This is a genomic window from Rathayibacter sp. AY2B5, assembly GCF_002931645.1.
GTDB lineage: Bacteria > Actinomycetota > Actinomycetes > Actinomycetales > Microbacteriaceae > Rathayibacter.
On sequence record NZ_PSUE01000012.1, the window covers coordinates 36,201 to 53,435 of the forward strand.

Below are 17,235 nucleotides of genomic sequence, written 5' to 3' on the forward strand. Positions count from 1 at the left end.
TCCGGTGGAGCGGATCGAGGTCACCGCGCTCGACGACCCGAGGCTGCGCGACTACGCGCACGCGACCGACGTCGCGCTGAAGAACGCCCGCGGCCCGCACGGCCTGTACATCGCGGAGTCGGCGCTCGTGCTCGAGCGCGCAATCGCCGCCGGGCACCGGCCGCGCTCGGTGCTCGCCCTCGGCGGTTCGGCCGGCGAGGCCGAGCGCCTGGTCGGCCGCTTCGACGTGCCCGTCTTCACGGGCCCGGGTGAGCTCCTGGCCGAGCTCACCGGGTACACCCTGCACCGCGGCCTGATCGCGGCGATGGACCGGCCCGTGCTGCCCGACCCGGCCGGCCTGCTCGCGGGAGCGCGCCGCGTCGTCGTGCTCGAGGACGTGGTCGACCCGACCAACGTCGGCGCGATCTTCCGCTCCGTCGGGGCCATCGGAGCCGATGCCGTGCTGGTGACGCCGCGCTGCTCCGATCCGTACTACCGCCGCGCCATCCGCGTGAGCATGGGAACGGTCCTTCAGGTGCCCTGGACGCGCGTCGGCGACTGGCCGTCGACGCAGCGGCTCCTGCACGGAGCGGGCTTCACGATCGCGGCGATGGCTCTGACCCCGGAGGCGGTGCCCCTGCGGGACTTCGCCGCCCGCGCTCCGGAGCGCGTCGCCCTCGTGCTCGGCACCGAGGGGCAGGGTCTCACCGCCGACGCGCTCGCCGCCGCCGATGTCGCCGTCCAGATCCCGATGCGGCACGGGATCGACTCGCTCAACGTCGCTGCGGCGTCGGCGGTCGCGATGTGGGCGCTCGCCGAGCCCTCCTGACAGGCGCGCCTGTGCCCCGTTGGGGGCGCCACTGGGGCGTGAGAGCGCGCCCAGCGCTCGCCGGAAGCATCGACTGCGCTACCGTGGCCGCACTCCTGCCCGCAGCCGTCACGAACGAGGTCGTCCATGCTCCTGCGCACGACGCTCCGCCCGCCCGTCGCGCTGCTCGTCGGAGTCGCGCTCGCACTGAGCCTCACCGCCTGCTCCGGTCCCGCCGCGGAGGTGCCGGACGGGTCCGTGCGCGACTCGGGCTCCGTCGCGACCGCCGCCCCGGCGCCCACCGGCACAGCCGATCCCGAGAGCGGCGCGCGCATGACCCGCCTGATCAGCGACTGCCTCGCCCGCTACGGCCTGAGCGACCGGCCGCCGCTCGCGAGCCCGCTCGCGGAGGAGGAGGTCCGCGTGGCGGCGCAGCGCGCCCGGGACGCCTACGACGCCACTCTGACCGACTGCTCGGCGCAGGCGCTCGCGTCCGGAGAGCCGAGCAGTGATCCGACGGGGGAGCCCGGCAGCGAGCCGACCGACGAGCCCGACGCCGACTCCACCCCCGCTCCGGCGGGTTGACCGTGCGACTCGAGGGGACGTCCGCGCTGATCGCGGGGGGAGCGTCCGGACTGGGAGCCGCGACGGCGACGGCGCTCGACGCCGCAGGAGCGCGCGTGGTCGTGCTCGATCTGCCGCACGCGGTGGAGGCCGCGCGTCTGCCCGCCTCCGTGCAGCTGATCGCCGGGGACGTCCTCGATCCGGACGCCGTCTCGCGCGCCGTGGCGGCGGCGGGGGAGCTGCGCGTCGCCGTGAGCTGTGCGGGCGTGGCCACACCCGGGCGGCTGCTCGGACGCGACGGGCCGCTGCCGCTCGAGCAGTTCGAGCGGGTGCTGCGGATCAACACGACCGGGACGCTCAACGTGCTGCGCCTCGCCGCGGCCTCGATCGCCGAGCGGGAGCCCGTCGACGGGGAGCGGGGAGTCCTGGTGACGACCGCCTCCGTCGCCGCGTTCGAGGGGCAGATCGGACAGGCGGCATACGCCGCGTCGAAGGGAGCCGTGGCGGCGATGACCCTGCCGCTCGCGCGTGAGCTCGCGGCCCGGCTCGTGCGCGTGGTGTCGATCGCACCGGGCACGTTCGACACGCCCCTGCTCGCCGGGCTGCCGGACAGGGCCCGCGAGGCGCTCGGCTCGGCGACGCCGCATCCGGCCCGCCTCGGACGCCCCGAGGAGTTCGCGGCCCTGGTGCGGCACATCGTCGAGAACCCCATGATCAACGGCGAGACCATCCGGCTCGACGGGGCCCTGCGGCTGCCGCCGCGCTGAGGGACGAGCGGGCGCAGGCTGCTGGTGGAGACGTGCGGGCGTCTCGGGACGCCGCTGCGCGGCTGGTCGACCGGCATGAGGCAGCGGCGGTCGCGAGACGCCGCTGCGGCGTCGGTCAGACGAGCAGCTGGTGCTTGGCGAGGTCCCGGTATAGCGGCGTCGACTCGACGAGCTCGGAGTGGGTGCCGACTCCCACGACCTCGCCCTTCTGCAGCACGACGATGCGGTCGGAGTCGACCACCGTCGACAGGCGGTGCGCGATCACCAGCAGGGTCCGGTTCTCGGCGACCGCGTCGATCGCCAGGCGCAGGCGCTGCTCGTTGAGGCCGTCGAGGCTCGACGTGGACTCGTCCAGCAGCAGGATCGGCGGGGCCGCCAGGAGCGCGCGGCCGATCGCGAGGCGCTGACGCTCGCCGCCCGAGAGCATCACTCCGCTCTCGCCCACCGGCGCGTGCAGGCCGAGCGGGTTGCGCTCGAGCACGTCGGTCAGGTTCACCGCCTCGAGCACCCGGAGGCAGTCGGAGTCGTCGGCGTCGGGGCGGCCGAGGACGAGGTTCTCGCGGATGGTGCCGGCCAGGACCGGGGCGTCCTGCTCGACGTAGCCGATCTGCGCGCGGAGCGCGTCGCGGTCGATGGCCGTGATGTCGACACCGCCGAGTCGGACGACGCCGGCCTCCGGGTCGTAGAACCGCTCGATGAGGGCGAGGATCGTGCTCTTGCCCGCTCCCGACGGCCCGACCAGGGCGGTGCGCTTGCCGCGCGGCACGGTGAAGGAGACGCCGCGCAGGACGGTGCGGTCGCGCTCGTCCGCTACGGCCGCCGCGTCGGGCACGGCGCCCTCCTCGTAGGAGAACACCACGTCCTCGAAGGAGATGGCCTCCTCCGCCACGCCGGCGCCGAGGCCGCCCGCGGAGGCGTCGCCGTCGCCCTCGATCGGCAGATCGATGATCTCCTGGATGCGGCCGAGGGCGCCCAGCGCCGAGTTCACCGAGGTGATGGCGCCGATGAAGTTGCCGAGCGGCATCACCATCATGAAGAGGAAGAGGATGAACGAGACCAGCTGGGCGATGTCGATCGCGCCGGACGCGACGCGGTAGCCGCCGACGCCGAGGACGGCGAGGAAGGCGACCTGCATGGCGATCCCCGCCACCGGCACCACGAGGGCCGAGACGTGCGCGACGCGGATCCCGAGGCGGTACGCCTCCGTCGCGTGCTGGTCGACGACCGCGATCTCGCGATCGGTGGCTCCGGCGGCACGGATCGTCCGGACGGCGCTGATGGCGCGCTCGACGGCCGCGGCCAGATCGCCGACCTTCTCCTGCGCCTTGCGGCTGGCGGTGCGGATGCCGCGGCCGAGGGTCAGCGCGAGCCCGAGGGCCACCGCCACCACCGCCACGATGATCAGCAGCAGCACCCAGTCGATGACGGCCATCGCGATGATCGCGCCGACGAAGACGAGGGAGCCCGCGATCGAGTCGACGAGCCCCTGGGTCAGCACCGCGCGCAGGAGCGTGGAGTCGGAGCCGACGCGCGAGACGAGGTCGCCGGTGCGGCGCGCGTCGAACTCCCGGATGGGGAGGCGCAGCAGCCGCGCGACGAGGCGGCGGCGGCTCGAGAGCACGATCCCCTCGCCGGTGCGCTGGAGCAGGTAGTGCGCGAAGCCCGAGATCAGCCCGGAGGCCACGACCAGGCCGACGAGGGCCCACACCAGCGGGCCGAGATCGAGACCGGACTGGACCCGGGTGATGACCTGGCCGACGAGCAGGGGCTGGCCGAGGCTCGCCGCCGCTCCGAACAGGCTGAGGACCACGACGACCGAGAGGATGCCGCGGTGCTCGAGCAGGTAGGGCACGAGCTGCGAGAAGGAGGCGCGGGGTCCGTCGTCGCGGGAGGGTCGTCGTCCGCCGCGCCGGGAGGTGGTGGTGCTCATCGCCGTCCATTCTGCCCCGTCGTCGCTGCGAGCAGGCCGCCAGAGGGCGGGCCCGGTGCTCAGGGAGGGAGCGGAGACGCGGACGGCCCGCCGGGGGATCCCGTCGGGCCGTCCTCCGCAGGGAGTCCTACGAGACGTTGTCGTGGTACGACGCGTTCTTCGTCTCCTTGGAGAGCAGGAGCGCGATCAGCGTCAGCACGGCCGCGGCGCTGAGGTAGAGGCCGACCAGCACGGTGCTGCCGCCCGCCGCCCTCCAGAGCGCGACCGCGATGATCGGCGCGAGGGCCGCTCCGAGGATCGATGCGAGGTTGTACGCCATCGCCGAGCCGGTGTAGCGGACGTTGGTCGGGAACAGCTCGGGGAGGACGGCGCCCATCGGGCCGAAGGTCAGGCCCATCAGCGTGAAGCCGAGGATCAGGACCGCCATGACGCCCGCGAAGCCGGCGCTGAACAGGGGCACGAAGAGCAGACCGAACACGAGGATCGCCGCGGTTACCACGAGCAGCGTCCGCCGGCGGCCGAAGCGCTCCGCGAGCGGGCCGGAGACGAGCGTGAAGATCCCGAAGAACACGACGCCGACGATCAGCATGACGAGGAAGTCGTTGCGCGTGTAGCCGAGGCCCGGAACCGCGCCCTCGACGGGCGAGGTGCCGTAGGTCAGCGTGAACGTGGTCATGAGGTAGAAGAGCACGTAGGTCGCCAGCATGATGAAGGTGCCCAGGATGAGCGGGCGCCAGCTGGTGACGAAGACGCGGGCGAGGGGCAGCTTGGCGACCTCGCCCTTCTCGACGACCTTCTGGAACGCGGGCGTCTCGACGAGCTTGAACCGCACGTAGAGCCCGATGATCACGAGCACGGCGCTCGCCAGGAACGGCACGCGCCAGCCCCAGGCCGCGAACGTCTCGTCGCTCATCGTGCTCGCGAGCACCAGGAACAGGACGTTGGCGACGATGAAGCCGATCGGTGCGCCCAGCTGCGGGAAGGTGCCGTAGATGGCGCGCTTGCCGGCCGGTGCGTTCTCGGTCGCGAGCAGCGCGGCTCCGGACCACTCGCCGCCGAGGCCGAGGCCCTGGCAGAAGCGCATCACGACGAGCAGGAACGGAGCGAGGAACTCCCAGCCGGGCGTGAGCGCGGTGGGCAGGCAGCCGATCAGGAAGGTCGCGACGCCCATGGTGAGCAGCGAGGCGACGAGGGTGCCCTTGCGGCCGATGCGGTCGCCGAAGTGGCCGAAGATGATCGACCCGATCGGGCGCGCGATGAACGCGACGCCGAAGACGGCGAAGGAGGCGAGGAGGGCCGTGGCCGGGTCCTCGTTGACGAAGAAGAGCGACGGGAAGACCAGGACCGCGGCGGTCGCGTAGGCGTAGAAGTCGTAGAACTCGATCGAGGTGCCGATGAGGCTGGCGAGGATGACGCGGCCGCGGGAGTTCTGCGGGGCGGCTGCTGGCGCGTCGGAGACGGCGGGAGAGGACATGAGGGAGGGGCTCCGTGTGGACGGCGACTCCCCCTGAGCCGGCGGGGCGGGGCGTCGATCGGGCGTCGCGGACCGCTGGGGCGAGGGGGAGGAGAGAGGGGTCGCTCGTGACGACCCGACCACTTTACTCCGTGTTCTCCCAGGTTCGTGTGCGGGCGGCCCCAGGACGGGGGCCGCCCGCAGTGGTTCAGCCGCGCAGCGAGCGGAGGAGCAGAGCGGTCGAGACCGCCGCCTCGGCCGCCTCGCGCCCCTTGTCCTCCTTCGAGCCGGGAAGGCCCGCGCGATCGATGCCCTGCTGCTCGGTGTCGAGGGTGAGCACGCCGAAGCCGACCGGCTTGCCCGTCAGGATCGAGACGGTGGTGAGCCCGGAGGTGGCGGCGTCCGAGACGTACTCGAAGTGCGGGGTGCCGCCGCGGATGATCACGCCGAGGGCGACGACCGCGTCGGCCCCCGCCTCCAGGGCCGCCTTCGAGGCGACGGGCAGCTCGAACGAGCCGGGCACGCGCACGAGCGACCAGGACGCTCCGGCCTCGTCGAGGGCTCGGCCCGCTCCGGCGATCAGGCCGTCGCTGATCTGCTCGTGCCAGGTGCCCGCGATGACGACGACGCGCAGTCCCGCGCCGTCGAGAGGGGAGGTGGTGGGGGCGCCGCTACCGGCCATTGCTACTCCTTCGTGGTGGCGCCGGCGATCCCGGCGTCGAGGGCGAGGCCGGAGATCCCGGCGTCGAGGGGGTCGTGGTCGAGGACGCTGTCGAGGGTGTGGCCCATGCGGTCGCGCTTGGTCTCGAGGTAGCCCTCGTTGAAGGCGCCGACTCCGACGACGAGCGGCACGCGCTCGGCGACGACGATGCCGCGGTCGGTGAGCTGGCGGACCTTCTCGGGGTTGTTGGTGAGCAGGCGCACCTCGGTGAGGCCGAGGTCCTCGAGGATCCCGACCGCCGCTCCGTAGTCCCGCGCGTCGGCGGGGAGCCCGAGGGCGAGGTTCGCGTCGAGGGTGTCGAGGCCGTCCTCCTGCAGGCGGTAGGCGCGCAGCTTGTTGATCAGGCCGATGCCCCGGCCCTCGTGACCGCGGAGGTAGACGACGACGCCGCCGTCCCGCTGGATCGTGTCGAGGGCGGCGTCGAGCTGGGGCCCGCACTCGCACTTCAGCGAGCCGAAGGCCTCGCCGGTCAGGCACTCGGAGTGCACGCGCACCAGGGCGGGCCGCCCCGCGGCGACCTCTCCCGCGAGGATCGCGACGTGATCCGCTCCGGTCTGCCGGTCGCGGTAGGCGCGGATCCGGAACGGGCCGTGGGTGGTCGGCACCGTGGTCTCGACCTCGAAGCTCACCCGCGCGCTCTCCGGGACCGCGACCGTGACGGGCACCTCCGCGTCGCAGTGGAACTCCTGCAGGTACGCGATGAGGGCCGCGACCGTGGTCACCGGCACGCCCTCGCGCTCGCCGAGGGCGATCAGGCCGGGCAGCCGCATCATCTCGCCGTCCTCGGCGACGATCTCGGAGATCGCGCCCACGGGGTACAGGCCGGCGAGCTTCATCAGGTCGACCGCCGCCTCCGTGTGCCCGTCGCGCTCGCGCACGCCGCCGTCGACGGCGCGCAGCGGCAGGATGTGGCCGGGGCGGTTCAGGCGGGAGGGGGTCGCCTCGGGGTCGGCCAGCACGCGGAGGGTGTGCGCGCGGTCGGAGGCGCTGATGCCGGTGGAGAGCCGGTCGGCCGCGTCGACGGACAGCGTGTAGGCGGTGCCGCGCGGGTCCTCGTTCTCGACCACCATCAGCGGCAGGGCGAGGCGGTCGGCGATCTCGTTGGTCATCGGCGCGCAGATGAACCCGGAGGAGTGGCGGACCATCCAGGCGATCGTCTCCTGGCTGGCGAGCTGGGCCGAGACGATGACGTCGCCCTCGTTCTCGCGGCCCTCGTCGTCCGCGACGATGATCGGGCGCCCGGCGCGCAGCGCCTCGACGGCCTCGGGGATGGTGGCGAGGCTCATGAGCGGGCCTCCGCGATCGAGCGCAGTGCGAGCATCCGCTCGACGTGGCGGGCCAGGACGTCGGTCTCGATGTTGACCTGATCGCCGATCGCGCGCGCGCCCAGCGTGGTGACGGCGAGCGTCTCGGGGATCAGCGAGACCTCGAACCACTGCTCCGGCTCGGCGGCGGGGCTGATCGCCGAGACGGTCAGCGAGACGCCGTCGACCGCGATCGAGCCCTTGTCGACGACGAGCGGAGCGATCTCCGCCGGCAGCGAGAACCGCAGCACCCGCCAGGCCTCGCCCGGTGCGATCGCGAGCAGCGTCGCCGTGCCGTCGATGTGGCCCTGGACGATGTGGCCGCCGAGCCGGTCGCCCACCAGCGCGGCGCGCTCGAGGTTCACGGGGTCGCCGACGCCCACGCCGTCGAGGGTCGACATCCGCAGGGTCTGCGCCATGACGTCGGCGGTGAAGCCCTGGTCGGTGTGCTCGACCACGGTGAGGCAGACGCCCGAGACCGCGATCGAGTCGCCGTGCCGCACGCCCTCGACGGCGAGGGGCCCGCGGATGCTGAGGCGGATCGCGTCGGCGCCCGCCTCGACAGCGGTCACGACGCCCTTCTCCTCGATGATTCCGGTGAACATCAGTGGGTCTCCATCTGCAGGGCGTGGGGGAGGCGGGCCGGGGTGCCGGCACCGCCCGCGGGGAGGACGTCGGGGCGCGCGGTCACGAGGAGGTCGTCGCCGAGGATCTCGACCGAGCGGAGGGAGAGGCGCCGGGCCCCGCCGATGCTCTCCACGCCGAGGTCGCCGAGCGCGAGGCGGGGGCCGCCGAGGAGCGCGGGCGCGAGGAACACGAGGTACTCGTCGACCAGTCCGGCGGCGACGAGCGCGGAGGCGAGGGTCGGTCCGGCCTCGACGTAGACGCTGCGGATCTCGGCGGAGTAGAGGTGCGCGAGGACCGCGGCGAGGTCGCGGGTGCGCTCGACCACGACGGCGCGGGGGTGCTCGTGCAGGCGGGCGCCCGGCGGCACGGGGCGCGTGCCGACGACGACGGGCACCGGCTGGTGGGCGAGGAGCTCGCCTCCGTCGCCGCGGGCGGTGAGCGCGGGATCGTCGGCGAGGACGGTCCCGGTGCCGACGAGGATCGCGTCGTGCGCGGCACGCTGCTCGTGCACGCGCTGACGGGCCGCCGCTCCGGTGATCCAGCGGCTGCTGCTGTCCGCCGCCGCGGTGCGGCCGTCGAGGGTCGAGGCCCACTTGAGCGTGACGAAGGGGCGGTGCAGGCGGGTCGCGGTGAGCCACGGGTGGAGGAACTGCTCTCCCTCCTCGGCGAGCACGCCCTCGATCACCTCGACGCCGGCCTCGCGGAGGGTGCGACCGCCGCCGGCCGAGCGCTCGCCCGGGTCCGGCACGGCGTAGACGACGCGGGAGACGCCCGCCTCGATCAGGGCGCGGCTGCAGGGACCCGTGCGCCCTGTGTGGTCGCACGGCTCGAGCGAGACGACGGCCGTCGCTCCCTCGGCGGCGCCCGCCGCGACGTACGACAGGGCGTCGACCTCGGCGTGCGCGGTGCCGGCTCCGTGGTGCCAGCCCTCGCCGAGGACGGTGCCGTCGGGCGCGAGGATCACGCAGCCCACGCGCGGGTTGGGTCCGCGGGCGGGCCCGCGCTCGGCGAGCGCCAGCGCCCGGCGCATCGCGTGCTCGTAGTCGATCGTCATTCCCGGTTCTTCCGTTCGTCGCCGAACTCCGGGGTCTCGATCGACGGTGCGCGGGCACCGTCGCTCAGCATCGCGCGGTGATGCGCGACGCTCGTGCTGCCTCTCCTCCGGACTTTCACCGTCGGTCCTGGAGTTCCACCAGGTCAACCGCCGCCCCTCTCGAGGGGCTGCGGCTCGCGGACTGTGACCGCCGGTTCGGAATTCCCACCGACCCCGGAGCACGTGCTGTCCGGTCAGCCTACTCACCCGCCGCCCGGAGGGAGCCTCCGCGCGTCACACTCCCGGCGCACGGTCGGCTCCGTGCGTCCCGGAGCCCGTCGGCGCTGCGGTCGCCCGTCGTCTCCGCACGGTGGACGGCCGCGCTGCGTCCCCTCCGTCGATCACTCTTCGTTTGCCGTAGATGTCGGTTGCATCCCAAATTGGATAGTCCGATCGTTCGACTCCGGTTGGCGTATACCGGCCGGGCTGGTCAGACACGGAATGTCCTCCACCGGCGACGGAGATTTTCGCCGCTCAATGGCGCGACGAGAATCTCCGTCGATCGAGCCTCCGAGGTCAGCTCTCCCGCTCCTCCGCGCGCATGCGCCTCCTAGCGCGTCGAGCTACCTCCACGGTAAAAGCAGTGAGGACCAGTCCCGTTCCAGGCCCGACGAAGGGCGTGAGAACGGCGCGTGCATCGGTGAACCAGAACAGAAGCAATAGAACCGCTGTACCGCCGAACAGCAGAAGCGCCAATCCTCCAAGGATGGGATTGCGCAATTCTCGGCGCATCGCCCGACTGAGATCGTGATCAGAGGCCATTGAATCTCCTTCGCTGTTCTTCGCGCGCTCTAACAGCGCTGGATGACCGGGTGCAGAGAGCCACCTATGATGAGGTAGCGTGCGCCGAGGCACTGGCCAGAGTTGTTCGCTTGAACTGCGGCGACGTGGAATACGGCGCCGTAAGCGCCGCACACCGCTCCGAGGGGGGCGAATGCGGCCGTCATTGATCCGCACAGTGATCCTGCCGCTGCTGCGGTAGATTGCGACGCGGTTTTCGTCTCGGTTCTGTTGAGCATGATTGTACAGAATGCGATGTCACAGGCGAGGCTGGGGTCGGCGACCACGGGATAGGATGCGCCCGTGTGATGCACTCTCTGCACCAGCGTGCCGCCGTCGATCGAGAAACTGGTCCTGACAGGAGCGCCGGTGGAATCTGAGGCCCAGGCCGGATTTATGAAGTTGACGGTCCGTCCGTGTGAATCCTTCACCGCAACCGAGTGGTCGATGAACTCAAGGATGGCGGGTTCTCCATCCACGGTCACGTCGAATCTGTAATCAGATGGGGCTGCCTGGTCCTTGATGAGAGCAAAGCCCGCATTGAGAACATGGCCTGCCCCTGTGAACGCGTAATCGTAGGAGTCGCTCATGTTGTAGACGAGCGCGCCTGAAGGCCCGACGCTCGCCGATCGGACAGCGGTTCCTGGAGTGATGCCGACGCTGTGGTTCCTGTATTCGACCGTGAGGCCGGACTTCGTCGAGAGGGAGCCGCTCGGCTCCAGGTGCTCTTATTCGGAGCTTAGTCGAGCGGCGCGTTCACTGGAGGCGGCGATAGGCGTGAGCAAGCCGAAAGATTGCATTGTCGATTCTGCTGTTCGGGTCGCTGTGACGACTCCCGGATCGGCCGTCGCAGGTGTCGCGACCAATGAAGTGAAAGCAAGTACGGTGCCCATGAGCAGCGCTCGAACCGATCTTCTGGTGCCTGGCAAGAACATCTCCTTCTCTCAACGTCATCTTTGACACCAGTCACAATTGCAGGGTTATCGCAGATCATCAATGATCGGGCGGGTTCCAGAAGTCCGATGGCGCGTTCGGAGGACCATTCGCCTAACGGTGTCCTTGGCGGGTCGCTCTCGTCGAGTCCCGCGCGACGGAGGGCGCTCGGTTCAGTTCCGGTGCTCGTCCACCCAGCGCGGGAAGGGGTCCGCGTACTCCGCCCAGGCGGCGGGGCCGGCCAGCAGCTCCTCGGGGGTGAGCAGGCAGCTCTGCAGGACGGCGGTCAGCCTCCCGGTGTCCAGGCCCGTCCCGAAGAAGGCGAGCTCCTGGCCGAGAGGCGCGTCCTCGTCCCAGCTGAGCAGGCTGGTCGGGTCCAGCGTCAGCACGTCGCCGGCGACCGACCACGAGCCGACCCGGTCGGCGCGCGTCGCCAGGCGCACCAGGCCGCGGGAGCGGAGGATGCGGCCCACCTTCTCCGCCACCAGCTCCCCGTGGACCGCCGTGCTCAGGCGGCCGGGGTGGAAGGGCAGCGGATCGCGGAACACGAACTCCTCGACGGTCGTGCCCGAGGCGCGGCGCCGCGAGGTCCCGTTGAGGGCGCACTGCCAGCCCATCGAGGAGGCGATCGCGTGCGCGCGCCGGGGGTGGAGCCTCCGTGGCGCCGCCGGGAGCTCACCGGCGGGGAGGAGATCGGCGGTGGGGGCGAGTGCTCGCAGGAGGTCGCGGACGAGTGCGGTCCGCTCGGGGTCGCTCTCGGAGAGGGGCTCGGCGAGGGCGACGAGGCTCGAGAACTCCAGGCGGGCGGCGAGGCGCTCCGCCGAGTCGAAGGAGGGGCCCGCGCCGCCGCAGAGCACGCGCAGGATCTCCTCCGTCGACGTCACGGCGACCACGTCGAGGATCGCGATGCGGGTGTCGGCGGGATGCCGCTGCGCGCAGAGGTGCTCGAGCACGAGTCCGATCTCGAGCGGGTCGGCCTGGCCATCGAGGGCGACGACCGTGTGACCGCGGTGGCCGTCGTCGGCGTCGGCCGCGAGGCGCCGGTGGAGCTCCTCGGCGAGAGCGGGACCGTCGGCGCCGGGCGGATCGACCTCGAAGGCGATCCGGGACTCGGGCCTGCCGGCGAGGAGCGCGGCGGTCCGCCCGGCGTCCTGGGGGTCGGTCGCGCTGACGAGGGTGACGGCGAGGACGGGGGGTGCGGGGTGGTGGGGCTCCATGGACCGCTACTCTATCGATAACAGTTCTCATTAACGACAGGAGCATCCGTGAAGGTCCGCAACTCCCTCAGGTCGATGAAGGCGCAGCCCGGCTCGCAGGTGGTCCGCCGCCGGGGCCGCGTCTTCGTGATCAACAAGCTGAACCCGCGCTTCAAGGCCCGTCAGGGCTGAGCGCCGACGGGAGGGTGCGAGCCCTCCCGTCGCGCACGGCCTCAGTGCTCGTCGTAGTGGCCGGCGTGAGCGGCGTGCTTGTGGCCGTCGTGGACGAAGTCCACGTGGTCGTCGTGCTGCACGGTCTCGTGGCCGCAGGCGTCGCCGTGCTCGTGGTCGGCGGTCGAGTGCTCGGCCTCCGACTCGTGCTCGTCGTAGTGGTCGCCGTGCAGGGCGTGGTGGTGTGTGCCGTGGACGTAGTCGACGTGGTCCTCGTGCTGCACGGCCGGGTGGCCGCAGCCCTCGCCGTGCCCGTGCTCGGTGACGGGGTGCTCGGCGTGGAGATCGGTGGTGCTCATGGTGCTGCCTTTCCGGATGCGGGGGCCGCGGACGCGACGGGCTCCAGTCGACCAGATCCATAAACGCATTGCAATGGATGCGCCTAATCGAGAGCGATCATCGTTCCCGACAAGGACGGAGGTCACCCCTCCAGGGCGTGCCGGACAGCGTCGTCGACGATGTGCGTGACGTGGGTGTCGGCGACGGAGTAGTGCGCCTCGCGGCCCACGCGCTCGACCGCGACCAGCCCGGCGGTGCGGAGCATCCGCAGGTGCTGCGAGACCAGCGGCTGCGAGAGCCCGGTCACCTCGGCCAGCCGCCCGACCGTCGACGTCTCCTCGGCGAGGGCCCGGAGCAGGCGCAGCCGGGAGGAGGAGGACAGCACCTTGAAGAGCTCGGCGGCGGGTTCGAGGTCCTCGGTCATCTGCTCATGTAAGCAGAGGTGCATGCGCCGTGTCCGCGCGGCGCCCCGCGCGCCTCCGGCTACCCTCGGTGCGATGGACGAGGACAGGTACGGGCAGGACGTGCTCGCCGGCGACTGGCGCGCCCGCGGCAGGGTCGAGGTGGCGGTGGTCGAGGCCGAGCGCGATCTGGTGGTCGAGGAGGTCGCCTCCGGCTTCGTGGGTGCCGTGCTCGGCGTGGAGCTGCGGATGGTGCGGCTGGAGGACCGGTTCGGCAAGGTCCGCGTGTTCCCGCTGGGGCCCGGGTTCCTCCTCGAGGGGAAGCCCGTGTCGCTCAAGGCGCCCGGGCTGAAGCGCGACGCCGGTCTCGGTCGCGCGCGCTCCGCCTCCGGCTCCTTCCACGTCGCCGACGCGAAGGCGCGGGTCGCCCTGCCCAGCCGCATCTACGTCGAGGGTCGGCACGACGCCGAGCTGGTCGAGAAGGTCTGGGGCCACGACCTGCGGGTCGAGGGCGTCGTCGTCGAGTACATCGAGGGCGTCGACAACCTCGACGAGCTGGTGCGCGGGTTCCGGCCCGGTCCGGGGCGCCGCATCGGCGTGCTCGTCGACCACCTGGTGCGCGGCTCGAAGGAGTCGCGGATCGCCGAGCAGGTCGCCGCCGGTCCGCACGGCGCCCACGTCCTCGTCGTCGGCCACCCCTACATCGACGTCTGGCAGGCCGTGAAGCCCGGCCGGATCGGCCTGGAGCGCTGGCCCGAGATCCCTCGCGGAACCGAGTGGAAGCACGGGATCTGCGAGGCGCTCGGCTGGCCGCACGAGGAGCAGGCCGACATCGCGCGCGCCTGGCAGCGCATCCTCGGCCGGGTGCGCACCTTCCAGGACCTGGAGCCGGCGCTGCTGGGCCGGGTCGAGCAGCTCATCGACTTCGTGACGGAGCCCGCATGACCCGGCACGCGGGGCTCGGCCTCGGCCTCGGCCTCGACGCCGTGCTCGTCCTGGTCTTCGTGCTGATCGGCCGCGGGAGCCACGACGAGGGGTCGGCGCTGATCGGCCTGCTCACCACGCTCTGGCCGTTCCTGGCGGCGCTCCTGCTCGGCTGGGTCGTCACGCGCTCGTGGCGCTCCCCGGACCGGATCGTGCCCGCCGGGCTCGTCGTCTGGGCGGTGACCGTCGCGGGCGGGATGCTCCTGCGGATCGCCTCCGGGCAGGGCGTGCAGTGGAGCTTCGTGATCGTGACGGCCGTCGTGCTGGCCGTGTTCCTCCTCGGCCGCCGCGCTCTGACGCGGCTGATCGCCCGCCGGCGCTAGGCGGACCGGCGGCTCAGCCCACCCGCACCCCGAAGTGCTCCGCGAACAGCGGCAGCAGCAGGCTGAGCTGCAGCTCGGAGAGGGTGGCGCCGCGGAGGCCGTCCAGCCCGGTGAGCACGTGCAGCTCGGCGCCGCGCAGATCGAGGTGCTCGATCCGGGCCCGGGAGAGATCGAGGGAGCGGACGTCGCAGTCGACCAGGCGCAGCCGCGTGCCGGTCGCACCCGCCAGGTCGAGCTCGTCGATCGTGCAGCGCTCGACCAGCACGTCGCGCACCGCGGCTCCGCGGAGGTTCAGGTAGCCGAGCTTGCAGTCGGCCACGCGCACCTGCTCCCAGGTGCTCTCGTAGAGCTCGGCCGAGCCCAGCCGCGAGGCGAGCAGCTCGACGGATCGGAGCCGGCTCCGCGGCGCCGAGAGCCCGGGGACGTCCAGCCGCTCGAGCCGCGACTCCGCGATCGACGCGGCCCGCAGCTGGGCGCCGTCCAGGACCACTCCCTCCAGCGCGCACTCGCTGAAGGAGGCCGCGGTGAGATCGGCGCCGGTGAGGTCGGTGCCGGCGAAGCGCAGCCCTTCGGCGTGCTCCCGGGCGCCCGTGTCCCCGGCGTACCCCTCGGCGAGGCCGTCGAGGAGGAGGGGGTCGAGCCGGGGAGGAGCGGTCGCGTCGCGCACGCGGCGAGCCTAGTGCTGGCACCATGGCGGCATGCCCCGCCTGCTCGCCGTGTGCCGCGTCGCCCGCCTCCTGCCCGACTCCGGCACGGTCGGCGTGACCGCGATCGACAAGCGGCCGGTCGAGGGTCCCGTCGGAGTGCGCGACCTGGGCCTCTACGGCGACGTGCAGGCCGATCGCGCGCACCACGGCGGCCTCGACAAGGCGCTCTACGCCTACTCCGACGAGGACGCGGTCTGGTGGGCGGAGCGCCTGGGGCGGCCGGTGGCCGCGGGGATGTTCGGCGAGAACCTGCGGATCGCGGGCCTCGACGTGAGCGGAGCCGTGATCGGCGAGCGCTGGCGGATCGGCGAGGCGGTCGAGGTCGAGGTGACGATGCCGCGGACGCCGTGCGCGACGTTCCAGCGGGCCCTCGGAGAGCCCCAGTGGGTGAAGCGCTTCGCCGACGAGGGGCGCACCGGCGCATACCTGCGGGTGCTGCACCGCGGATCGGTGGAGGCGGGCGACGCCGTCGAGGTGCTGAGCCGGCCCGGGCACGGCGTCCCGGTCGACCGCTGGTACCGCGAGCACAGCCCGGCGGACGCGCAGGCGCTCCTCGAAGCGGAGGAGGCGGGTGCGCTCCGGCCGGCTCCGGCGCTGCGGGCGTCGATCGAGCGGGCGCTCGCCTGACCCGGTCTACTCCCCGCGCGCCTCGCGCTTGAGGCGGCGCTTGACCGCTCGCTCCGTCAGCACCGTCAGGTAGTCCTGCACGGGCCGGTCCTGCAGGTCCGCGAGCTCCTCGCGCACGAGCGGCGCGACCTGCTCCTCGGAGTGGTCGGGGAACTTCTTGCGCACGTTCGCGGTCACGTCGCGCACCACCTGGTCGAGATCGAAGTCGGTCGTCATGCGGAGATCCTGGCCCCTCCAGGTGAACAGGAGGGGCACGGAGCCCACGGCCCCGCGCCCCTCCTCCGTGCCGATGGTCAGCTCGCGGCGACGGCGATCTCGTTCGGCGTGACGTCGAGCTCGCCCGTGGCGACGACCTCTCCCGTGGTGAGGTCGACGGCGTGGATGCTGTCGGCGGCCGGGTCGGTCACGTAGGCGATGTCCCCGGCGACCGTGATCGCGGGGTGCGGGTCCTGCCACTCGACCGGGCTCTCCCAGGCGTCGACGACGGGGTAGGAGGCGGTCAGCTCGCCGGTCTGGGGGTCGAGGACGTGGATCGCGCCGTCCGAGGCGATCATGTACGCCAGGTCGTCGGGGCCGCGGGCGACGCCGCGGAAGGTGTACTCGACGCCCTCGGGCAGGTCGACGACGTCGAGGGTCTTCGCCTCGGTGTCGATCAGCGCCACGCGGTGCAGGAGGTAGCCCTCGGCGTCGCGGTCGTCCTTGTAGTCGCCGACGATGATCGGGCTGGTCTCGCTGACCCAGGCGTTGCCCATGCGGCCGTACGGCTGGTCCGGCGCCTCGAGCTTCGTGATCTCGCCGCCGTCGTAGACCAGGGCGCCGTTCTCGCAGCCGAAGACGACGACCTCGTTCTCGGCCGTGCCCTCTCCGTGGACACCGGGGCACTGGTCGTTCGTGGCCGTCACGGCGCCGGAGGCGTCGCGCACCTCGATGCCGGTGCGCCCGTCGGCGTCACCGACCGTGGTGAGGAAGGTGCCGTCCTCGAGGACGATCGAGACGCCGTGGTGCGCCTCGACGCCCGGGATGGTCTCGGTCTCGGGCATCCCGTCCGAGGACGCCAGGTCGGCGGTCTCGAGGACGGTCGTGTCGCTCGTGCCGTCGGCGTAGAGGACGGTCTTCCCGGCGTGCCGGACGACGTGGCCCGGGGTGTCCGCGGGGAAGACGATGTCCGTCAGCTCCGGCTCGCCGCTGGTGCCGGCGGCGGTGTCGAGGAGCTGGAACCCCTCGCTCATGGTGACCATGACGTGGCGGTCGTCGCCGGCGGGGTTGAGGCGGGTGAACTCCTCGGAGTCCAGGTCCGCGACGGTCTCGAGGGTCTCGCCGTCGAGGACGAGGATGCCGCCCTCGTAGGCGACGGCGACGCGGGCGCCGGCGGCCGCCGCGGCCTCGGTGGCCGGCGCGGTGGACGCGGAGGACTCGGCGGCCGGGGTCGAGCTCGACGAGCAGGCCGCGAGGACCGTGATCGAGCAGGCGGCGATCAGGCCGAGGCCCGCCCGCCGGACGTGCTGATTCTGCATGGGTGCTTCTTCTT

Annotated in this window: 21 protein-coding genes and 1 riboswitch; of the genes, 7 read left to right on the forward strand and 14 right to left on the reverse strand. The window is 72.4% G+C overall.

Annotated features, from left to right (window positions below; all coding sequences use genetic code 11):
* Window positions 1-4: 4 nt before the first annotated feature.
* From C5C30_RS09535 to C5C30_RS09545, 3 genes are all read left to right on the forward strand, one after another.
* On the forward strand, window positions 5-808 hold the full coding sequence (locus tag C5C30_RS09535; RefSeq protein ID WP_104237712.1) for an RNA methyltransferase: 804 nt from the start codon (window positions 5-7) through the stop codon (window positions 806-808).
* 126 nt (window positions 809-934) lie between these two features.
* The gene (locus C5C30_RS09540; RefSeq protein WP_104333613.1) at window positions 935-1,372 is read left to right on the forward strand and encodes a hypothetical protein; all 438 of its coding nucleotides are present in this window, start codon (window positions 935-937) and stop codon (window positions 1,370-1,372) included.
* Between the two features lie 2 nt (window positions 1,373-1,374).
* Window positions 1,375-2,118: an SDR family NAD(P)-dependent oxidoreductase gene (locus C5C30_RS09545; protein WP_104333631.1), complete on the forward strand. Its 744-nt coding sequence runs from the start codon at window positions 1,375-1,377 to the stop codon at window positions 2,116-2,118.
* Window positions 2,119-2,233: 115 nt separating this feature from the next.
* On the opposite strand, the gene C5C30_RS09550 is transcribed toward C5C30_RS09545, so the two are convergent.
* The 9 genes from C5C30_RS09550 to C5C30_RS09580 form a co-directional block, all read right to left on the reverse strand.
* On the reverse strand, window positions 2,234-4,048 hold the full coding sequence (locus tag C5C30_RS09550; protein ID WP_104333614.1) for an ABC transporter ATP-binding protein: 1,815 nt from the start codon (window positions 4,046-4,048) through the stop codon (window positions 2,234-2,236).
* A 127-nt stretch (window positions 4,049-4,175) separates the two neighbouring features.
* Window positions 4,176-5,522, reverse strand: a complete 1,347-nt coding sequence (locus C5C30_RS09555) for an MFS transporter (RefSeq protein ID WP_104333615.1) — start codon at window positions 5,520-5,522, stop codon at window positions 4,176-4,178.
* A gap of 187 nt (window positions 5,523-5,709) precedes the next feature.
* Window positions 5,710-6,183, reverse strand: a complete 474-nt coding sequence (gene ribH / locus C5C30_RS09560) for a 6,7-dimethyl-8-ribityllumazine synthase (RefSeq protein WP_104292283.1) — start codon at window positions 6,181-6,183, stop codon at window positions 5,710-5,712.
* A 2-nt stretch (window positions 6,184-6,185) separates the two neighbouring features.
* Window positions 6,186-7,508 carry a GTP cyclohydrolase II gene (gene ribA, locus C5C30_RS09565; protein WP_104222225.1) on the reverse strand — a complete coding sequence of 441 codons (1,323 nt, stop codon included), beginning with the start codon at window positions 7,506-7,508 and terminating at the stop codon, window positions 6,186-6,188.
* A complete protein-coding gene (locus C5C30_RS09570; RefSeq protein WP_104272859.1) occupies window positions 7,505-8,131 on the reverse strand; it encodes a riboflavin synthase in 627 nt (208 codons plus the stop codon). Before C5C30_RS09570 ends, ribA begins: the two co-directional genes overlap by 4 nt.
* Window positions 8,131-9,207 (reverse strand): bifunctional diaminohydroxyphosphoribosylaminopyrimidine deaminase/5-amino-6-(5-phosphoribosylamino)uracil reductase RibD, encoded by a 1,077-nt coding sequence (gene ribD, locus C5C30_RS09575; RefSeq protein WP_258065879.1) that lies wholly within the window; start codon window positions 9,205-9,207, stop codon window positions 8,131-8,133. The genes C5C30_RS09570 and ribD overlap by 1 nt, the downstream gene beginning before the upstream one ends.
* A gap of 91 nt (window positions 9,208-9,298) precedes the next feature.
* Window positions 9,299-9,431: riboswitch (FMN riboswitch) on the reverse strand.
* Between the two features lie 331 nt (window positions 9,432-9,762).
* Entirely contained in the window at window positions 9,763-10,008 is a 246-nt protein-coding gene (locus tag C5C30_RS17335) for a hypothetical protein (RefSeq protein WP_146078468.1), read from the reverse strand.
* A 29-nt stretch (window positions 10,009-10,037) separates the two neighbouring features.
* Window positions 10,038-10,616, reverse strand: a complete 579-nt coding sequence (locus C5C30_RS17340) for a hypothetical protein (RefSeq protein ID WP_146081507.1) — start codon at window positions 10,614-10,616, stop codon at window positions 10,038-10,040.
* 516 nt (window positions 10,617-11,132) lie between these two features.
* Window positions 11,133-12,176, reverse strand: a complete 1,044-nt coding sequence (locus tag C5C30_RS09580; RefSeq protein ID WP_104247338.1) for a GTP-binding protein — start codon at window positions 12,174-12,176, stop codon at window positions 11,133-11,135.
* Between the two features lie 48 nt (window positions 12,177-12,224).
* On the opposite strand from C5C30_RS09580, the gene ykgO reads away from it, so the two are divergent.
* Window positions 12,225-12,347 carry a type B 50S ribosomal protein L36 gene (gene ykgO / locus C5C30_RS09585; protein WP_104226896.1) on the forward strand — a complete coding sequence of 41 codons (123 nt, stop codon included), beginning with the start codon at window positions 12,225-12,227 and terminating at the stop codon, window positions 12,345-12,347.
* 41 nt (window positions 12,348-12,388) lie between these two features.
* On the opposite strand, the gene C5C30_RS18035 is transcribed toward ykgO, so the two are convergent.
* Window positions 12,389-12,685 carry a hypothetical protein gene (locus C5C30_RS18035; protein ID WP_104247339.1) on the reverse strand — a complete coding sequence of 99 codons (297 nt, stop codon included), beginning with the start codon at window positions 12,683-12,685 and terminating at the stop codon, window positions 12,389-12,391.
* Window positions 12,686-12,807: 122 nt separating this feature from the next.
* On the reverse strand, window positions 12,808-13,089 hold the full coding sequence (locus tag C5C30_RS09595) for a helix-turn-helix transcriptional regulator (RefSeq protein ID WP_104222235.1): 282 nt from the start codon (window positions 13,087-13,089) through the stop codon (window positions 12,808-12,810).
* Between the two features lie 73 nt (window positions 13,090-13,162).
* Here C5C30_RS09595 and C5C30_RS09600 point away from each other — a divergent pair, with 73 nt between their 5' ends.
* Complete coding sequence (locus C5C30_RS09600; protein WP_104319393.1) at window positions 13,163-14,011, forward strand: DUF3097 domain-containing protein; 849 nt, start codon at window positions 13,163-13,165, stop codon at window positions 14,009-14,011.
* Entirely contained in the window at window positions 14,008-14,373 is a 366-nt protein-coding gene (locus C5C30_RS09605; protein WP_104333616.1) for a DUF3054 domain-containing protein, read from the forward strand. The genes C5C30_RS09600 and C5C30_RS09605 overlap by 4 nt, the downstream gene beginning before the upstream one ends.
* A 13-nt stretch (window positions 14,374-14,386) precedes the next feature.
* Here C5C30_RS09605 and C5C30_RS09610 read toward each other — a convergent pair whose 3' ends face one another.
* Window positions 14,387-15,040, reverse strand: a complete 654-nt coding sequence (locus tag C5C30_RS09610; protein WP_104288194.1) for a pentapeptide repeat-containing protein — start codon at window positions 15,038-15,040, stop codon at window positions 14,387-14,389.
* A 31-nt stretch (window positions 15,041-15,071) separates the two neighbouring features.
* Between C5C30_RS09610 and C5C30_RS09615 the strand changes: the two genes are divergently transcribed.
* Complete coding sequence (locus C5C30_RS09615) at window positions 15,072-15,707, forward strand: MOSC domain-containing protein (protein ID WP_104255826.1); 636 nt, start codon at window positions 15,072-15,074, stop codon at window positions 15,705-15,707.
* Window positions 15,708-15,713: 6 nt separating this feature from the next.
* Here C5C30_RS09615 and C5C30_RS09620 read toward each other — a convergent pair whose 3' ends face one another.
* Window positions 15,714-15,923 carry a three-helix bundle dimerization domain-containing protein gene (locus C5C30_RS09620; protein WP_104262881.1) on the reverse strand — a complete coding sequence of 70 codons (210 nt, stop codon included), beginning with the start codon at window positions 15,921-15,923 and terminating at the stop codon, window positions 15,714-15,716.
* A 77-nt stretch (window positions 15,924-16,000) separates the two neighbouring features.
* The gene (gene aztD / locus C5C30_RS09625) at window positions 16,001-17,221 is read right to left on the reverse strand and encodes a zinc metallochaperone AztD (protein WP_104333617.1); all 1,221 of its coding nucleotides are present in this window, start codon (window positions 17,219-17,221) and stop codon (window positions 16,001-16,003) included.
* Window positions 17,222-17,235: the final 14 nt, after the last annotated feature.

What these genes read in the sequence shown, in the direction of transcription:
- C5C30_RS09605 (WP_104333616.1), top strand. Translation starts at nt 14,008, where the DNA reads ATGACCCGGCACGCGGGGCTCGGCCTCGGCCTCGGCCTCGACGCCGTG.
- C5C30_RS09580 (WP_104247338.1), bottom strand. Translation starts at nt 12,176, where the DNA reads ATGGAGCCCCACCACCCCGCACCCCCCGTCCTCGCCGTCACCCTCGTC.
- C5C30_RS09550 (WP_104333614.1), bottom strand. Translation starts at nt 4,048, where the DNA reads ATGAGCACCACCACCTCCCGGCGCGGCGGACGACGACCCTCCCGCGAC.
- C5C30_RS09540 (WP_104333613.1), top strand. Translation starts at nt 935, where the DNA reads ATGCTCCTGCGCACGACGCTCCGCCCGCCCGTCGCGCTGCTCGTCGGA.
- C5C30_RS17335 (WP_146078468.1), bottom strand. Translation starts at nt 10,008, where the DNA reads ATGGCCTCTGATCACGATCTCAGTCGGGCGATGCGCCGAGAATTGCGC.
- C5C30_RS09595 (WP_104222235.1), bottom strand. Translation starts at nt 13,089, where the DNA reads ATGACCGAGGACCTCGAACCCGCCGCCGAGCTCTTCAAGGTGCTGTCC.
- ribH (WP_104292283.1), bottom strand. Translation starts at nt 6,183, where the DNA reads ATGGCCGGTAGCGGCGCCCCCACCACCTCCCCTCTCGACGGCGCGGGA.
- C5C30_RS09570 (WP_104272859.1), bottom strand. Translation starts at nt 8,131, where the DNA reads ATGTTCACCGGAATCATCGAGGAGAAGGGCGTCGTGACCGCTGTCGAG.
- ribD (WP_258065879.1), bottom strand. Translation starts at nt 9,207, where the DNA reads ATGACGATCGACTACGAGCACGCGATGCGCCGGGCGCTGGCGCTCGCC.
- C5C30_RS09615 (WP_104255826.1), top strand. Translation starts at nt 15,072, where the DNA reads ATGCCCCGCCTGCTCGCCGTGTGCCGCGTCGCCCGCCTCCTGCCCGAC.
- ribA (WP_104222225.1), bottom strand. Translation starts at nt 7,508, where the DNA reads ATGAGCCTCGCCACCATCCCCGAGGCCGTCGAGGCGCTGCGCGCCGGG.
- C5C30_RS09555 (WP_104333615.1), bottom strand. Translation starts at nt 5,522, where the DNA reads ATGTCCTCTCCCGCCGTCTCCGACGCGCCAGCAGCCGCCCCGCAGAAC.
- C5C30_RS09620 (WP_104262881.1), bottom strand. Translation starts at nt 15,923, where the DNA reads ATGACGACCGACTTCGATCTCGACCAGGTGGTGCGCGACGTGACCGCG.
- C5C30_RS09600 (WP_104319393.1), top strand. Translation starts at nt 13,163, where the DNA reads ATGGACGAGGACAGGTACGGGCAGGACGTGCTCGCCGGCGACTGGCGC.
- C5C30_RS18035 (WP_104247339.1), bottom strand. Translation starts at nt 12,685, where the DNA reads ATGAGCACCACCGATCTCCACGCCGAGCACCCCGTCACCGAGCACGGG.
- aztD (WP_104333617.1), bottom strand. Translation starts at nt 17,221, where the DNA reads ATGCAGAATCAGCACGTCCGGCGGGCGGGCCTCGGCCTGATCGCCGCC.
- C5C30_RS17340 (WP_146081507.1), bottom strand. Translation starts at nt 10,616, where the DNA reads ATGAGCGACTCCTACGATTACGCGTTCACAGGGGCAGGCCATGTTCTC.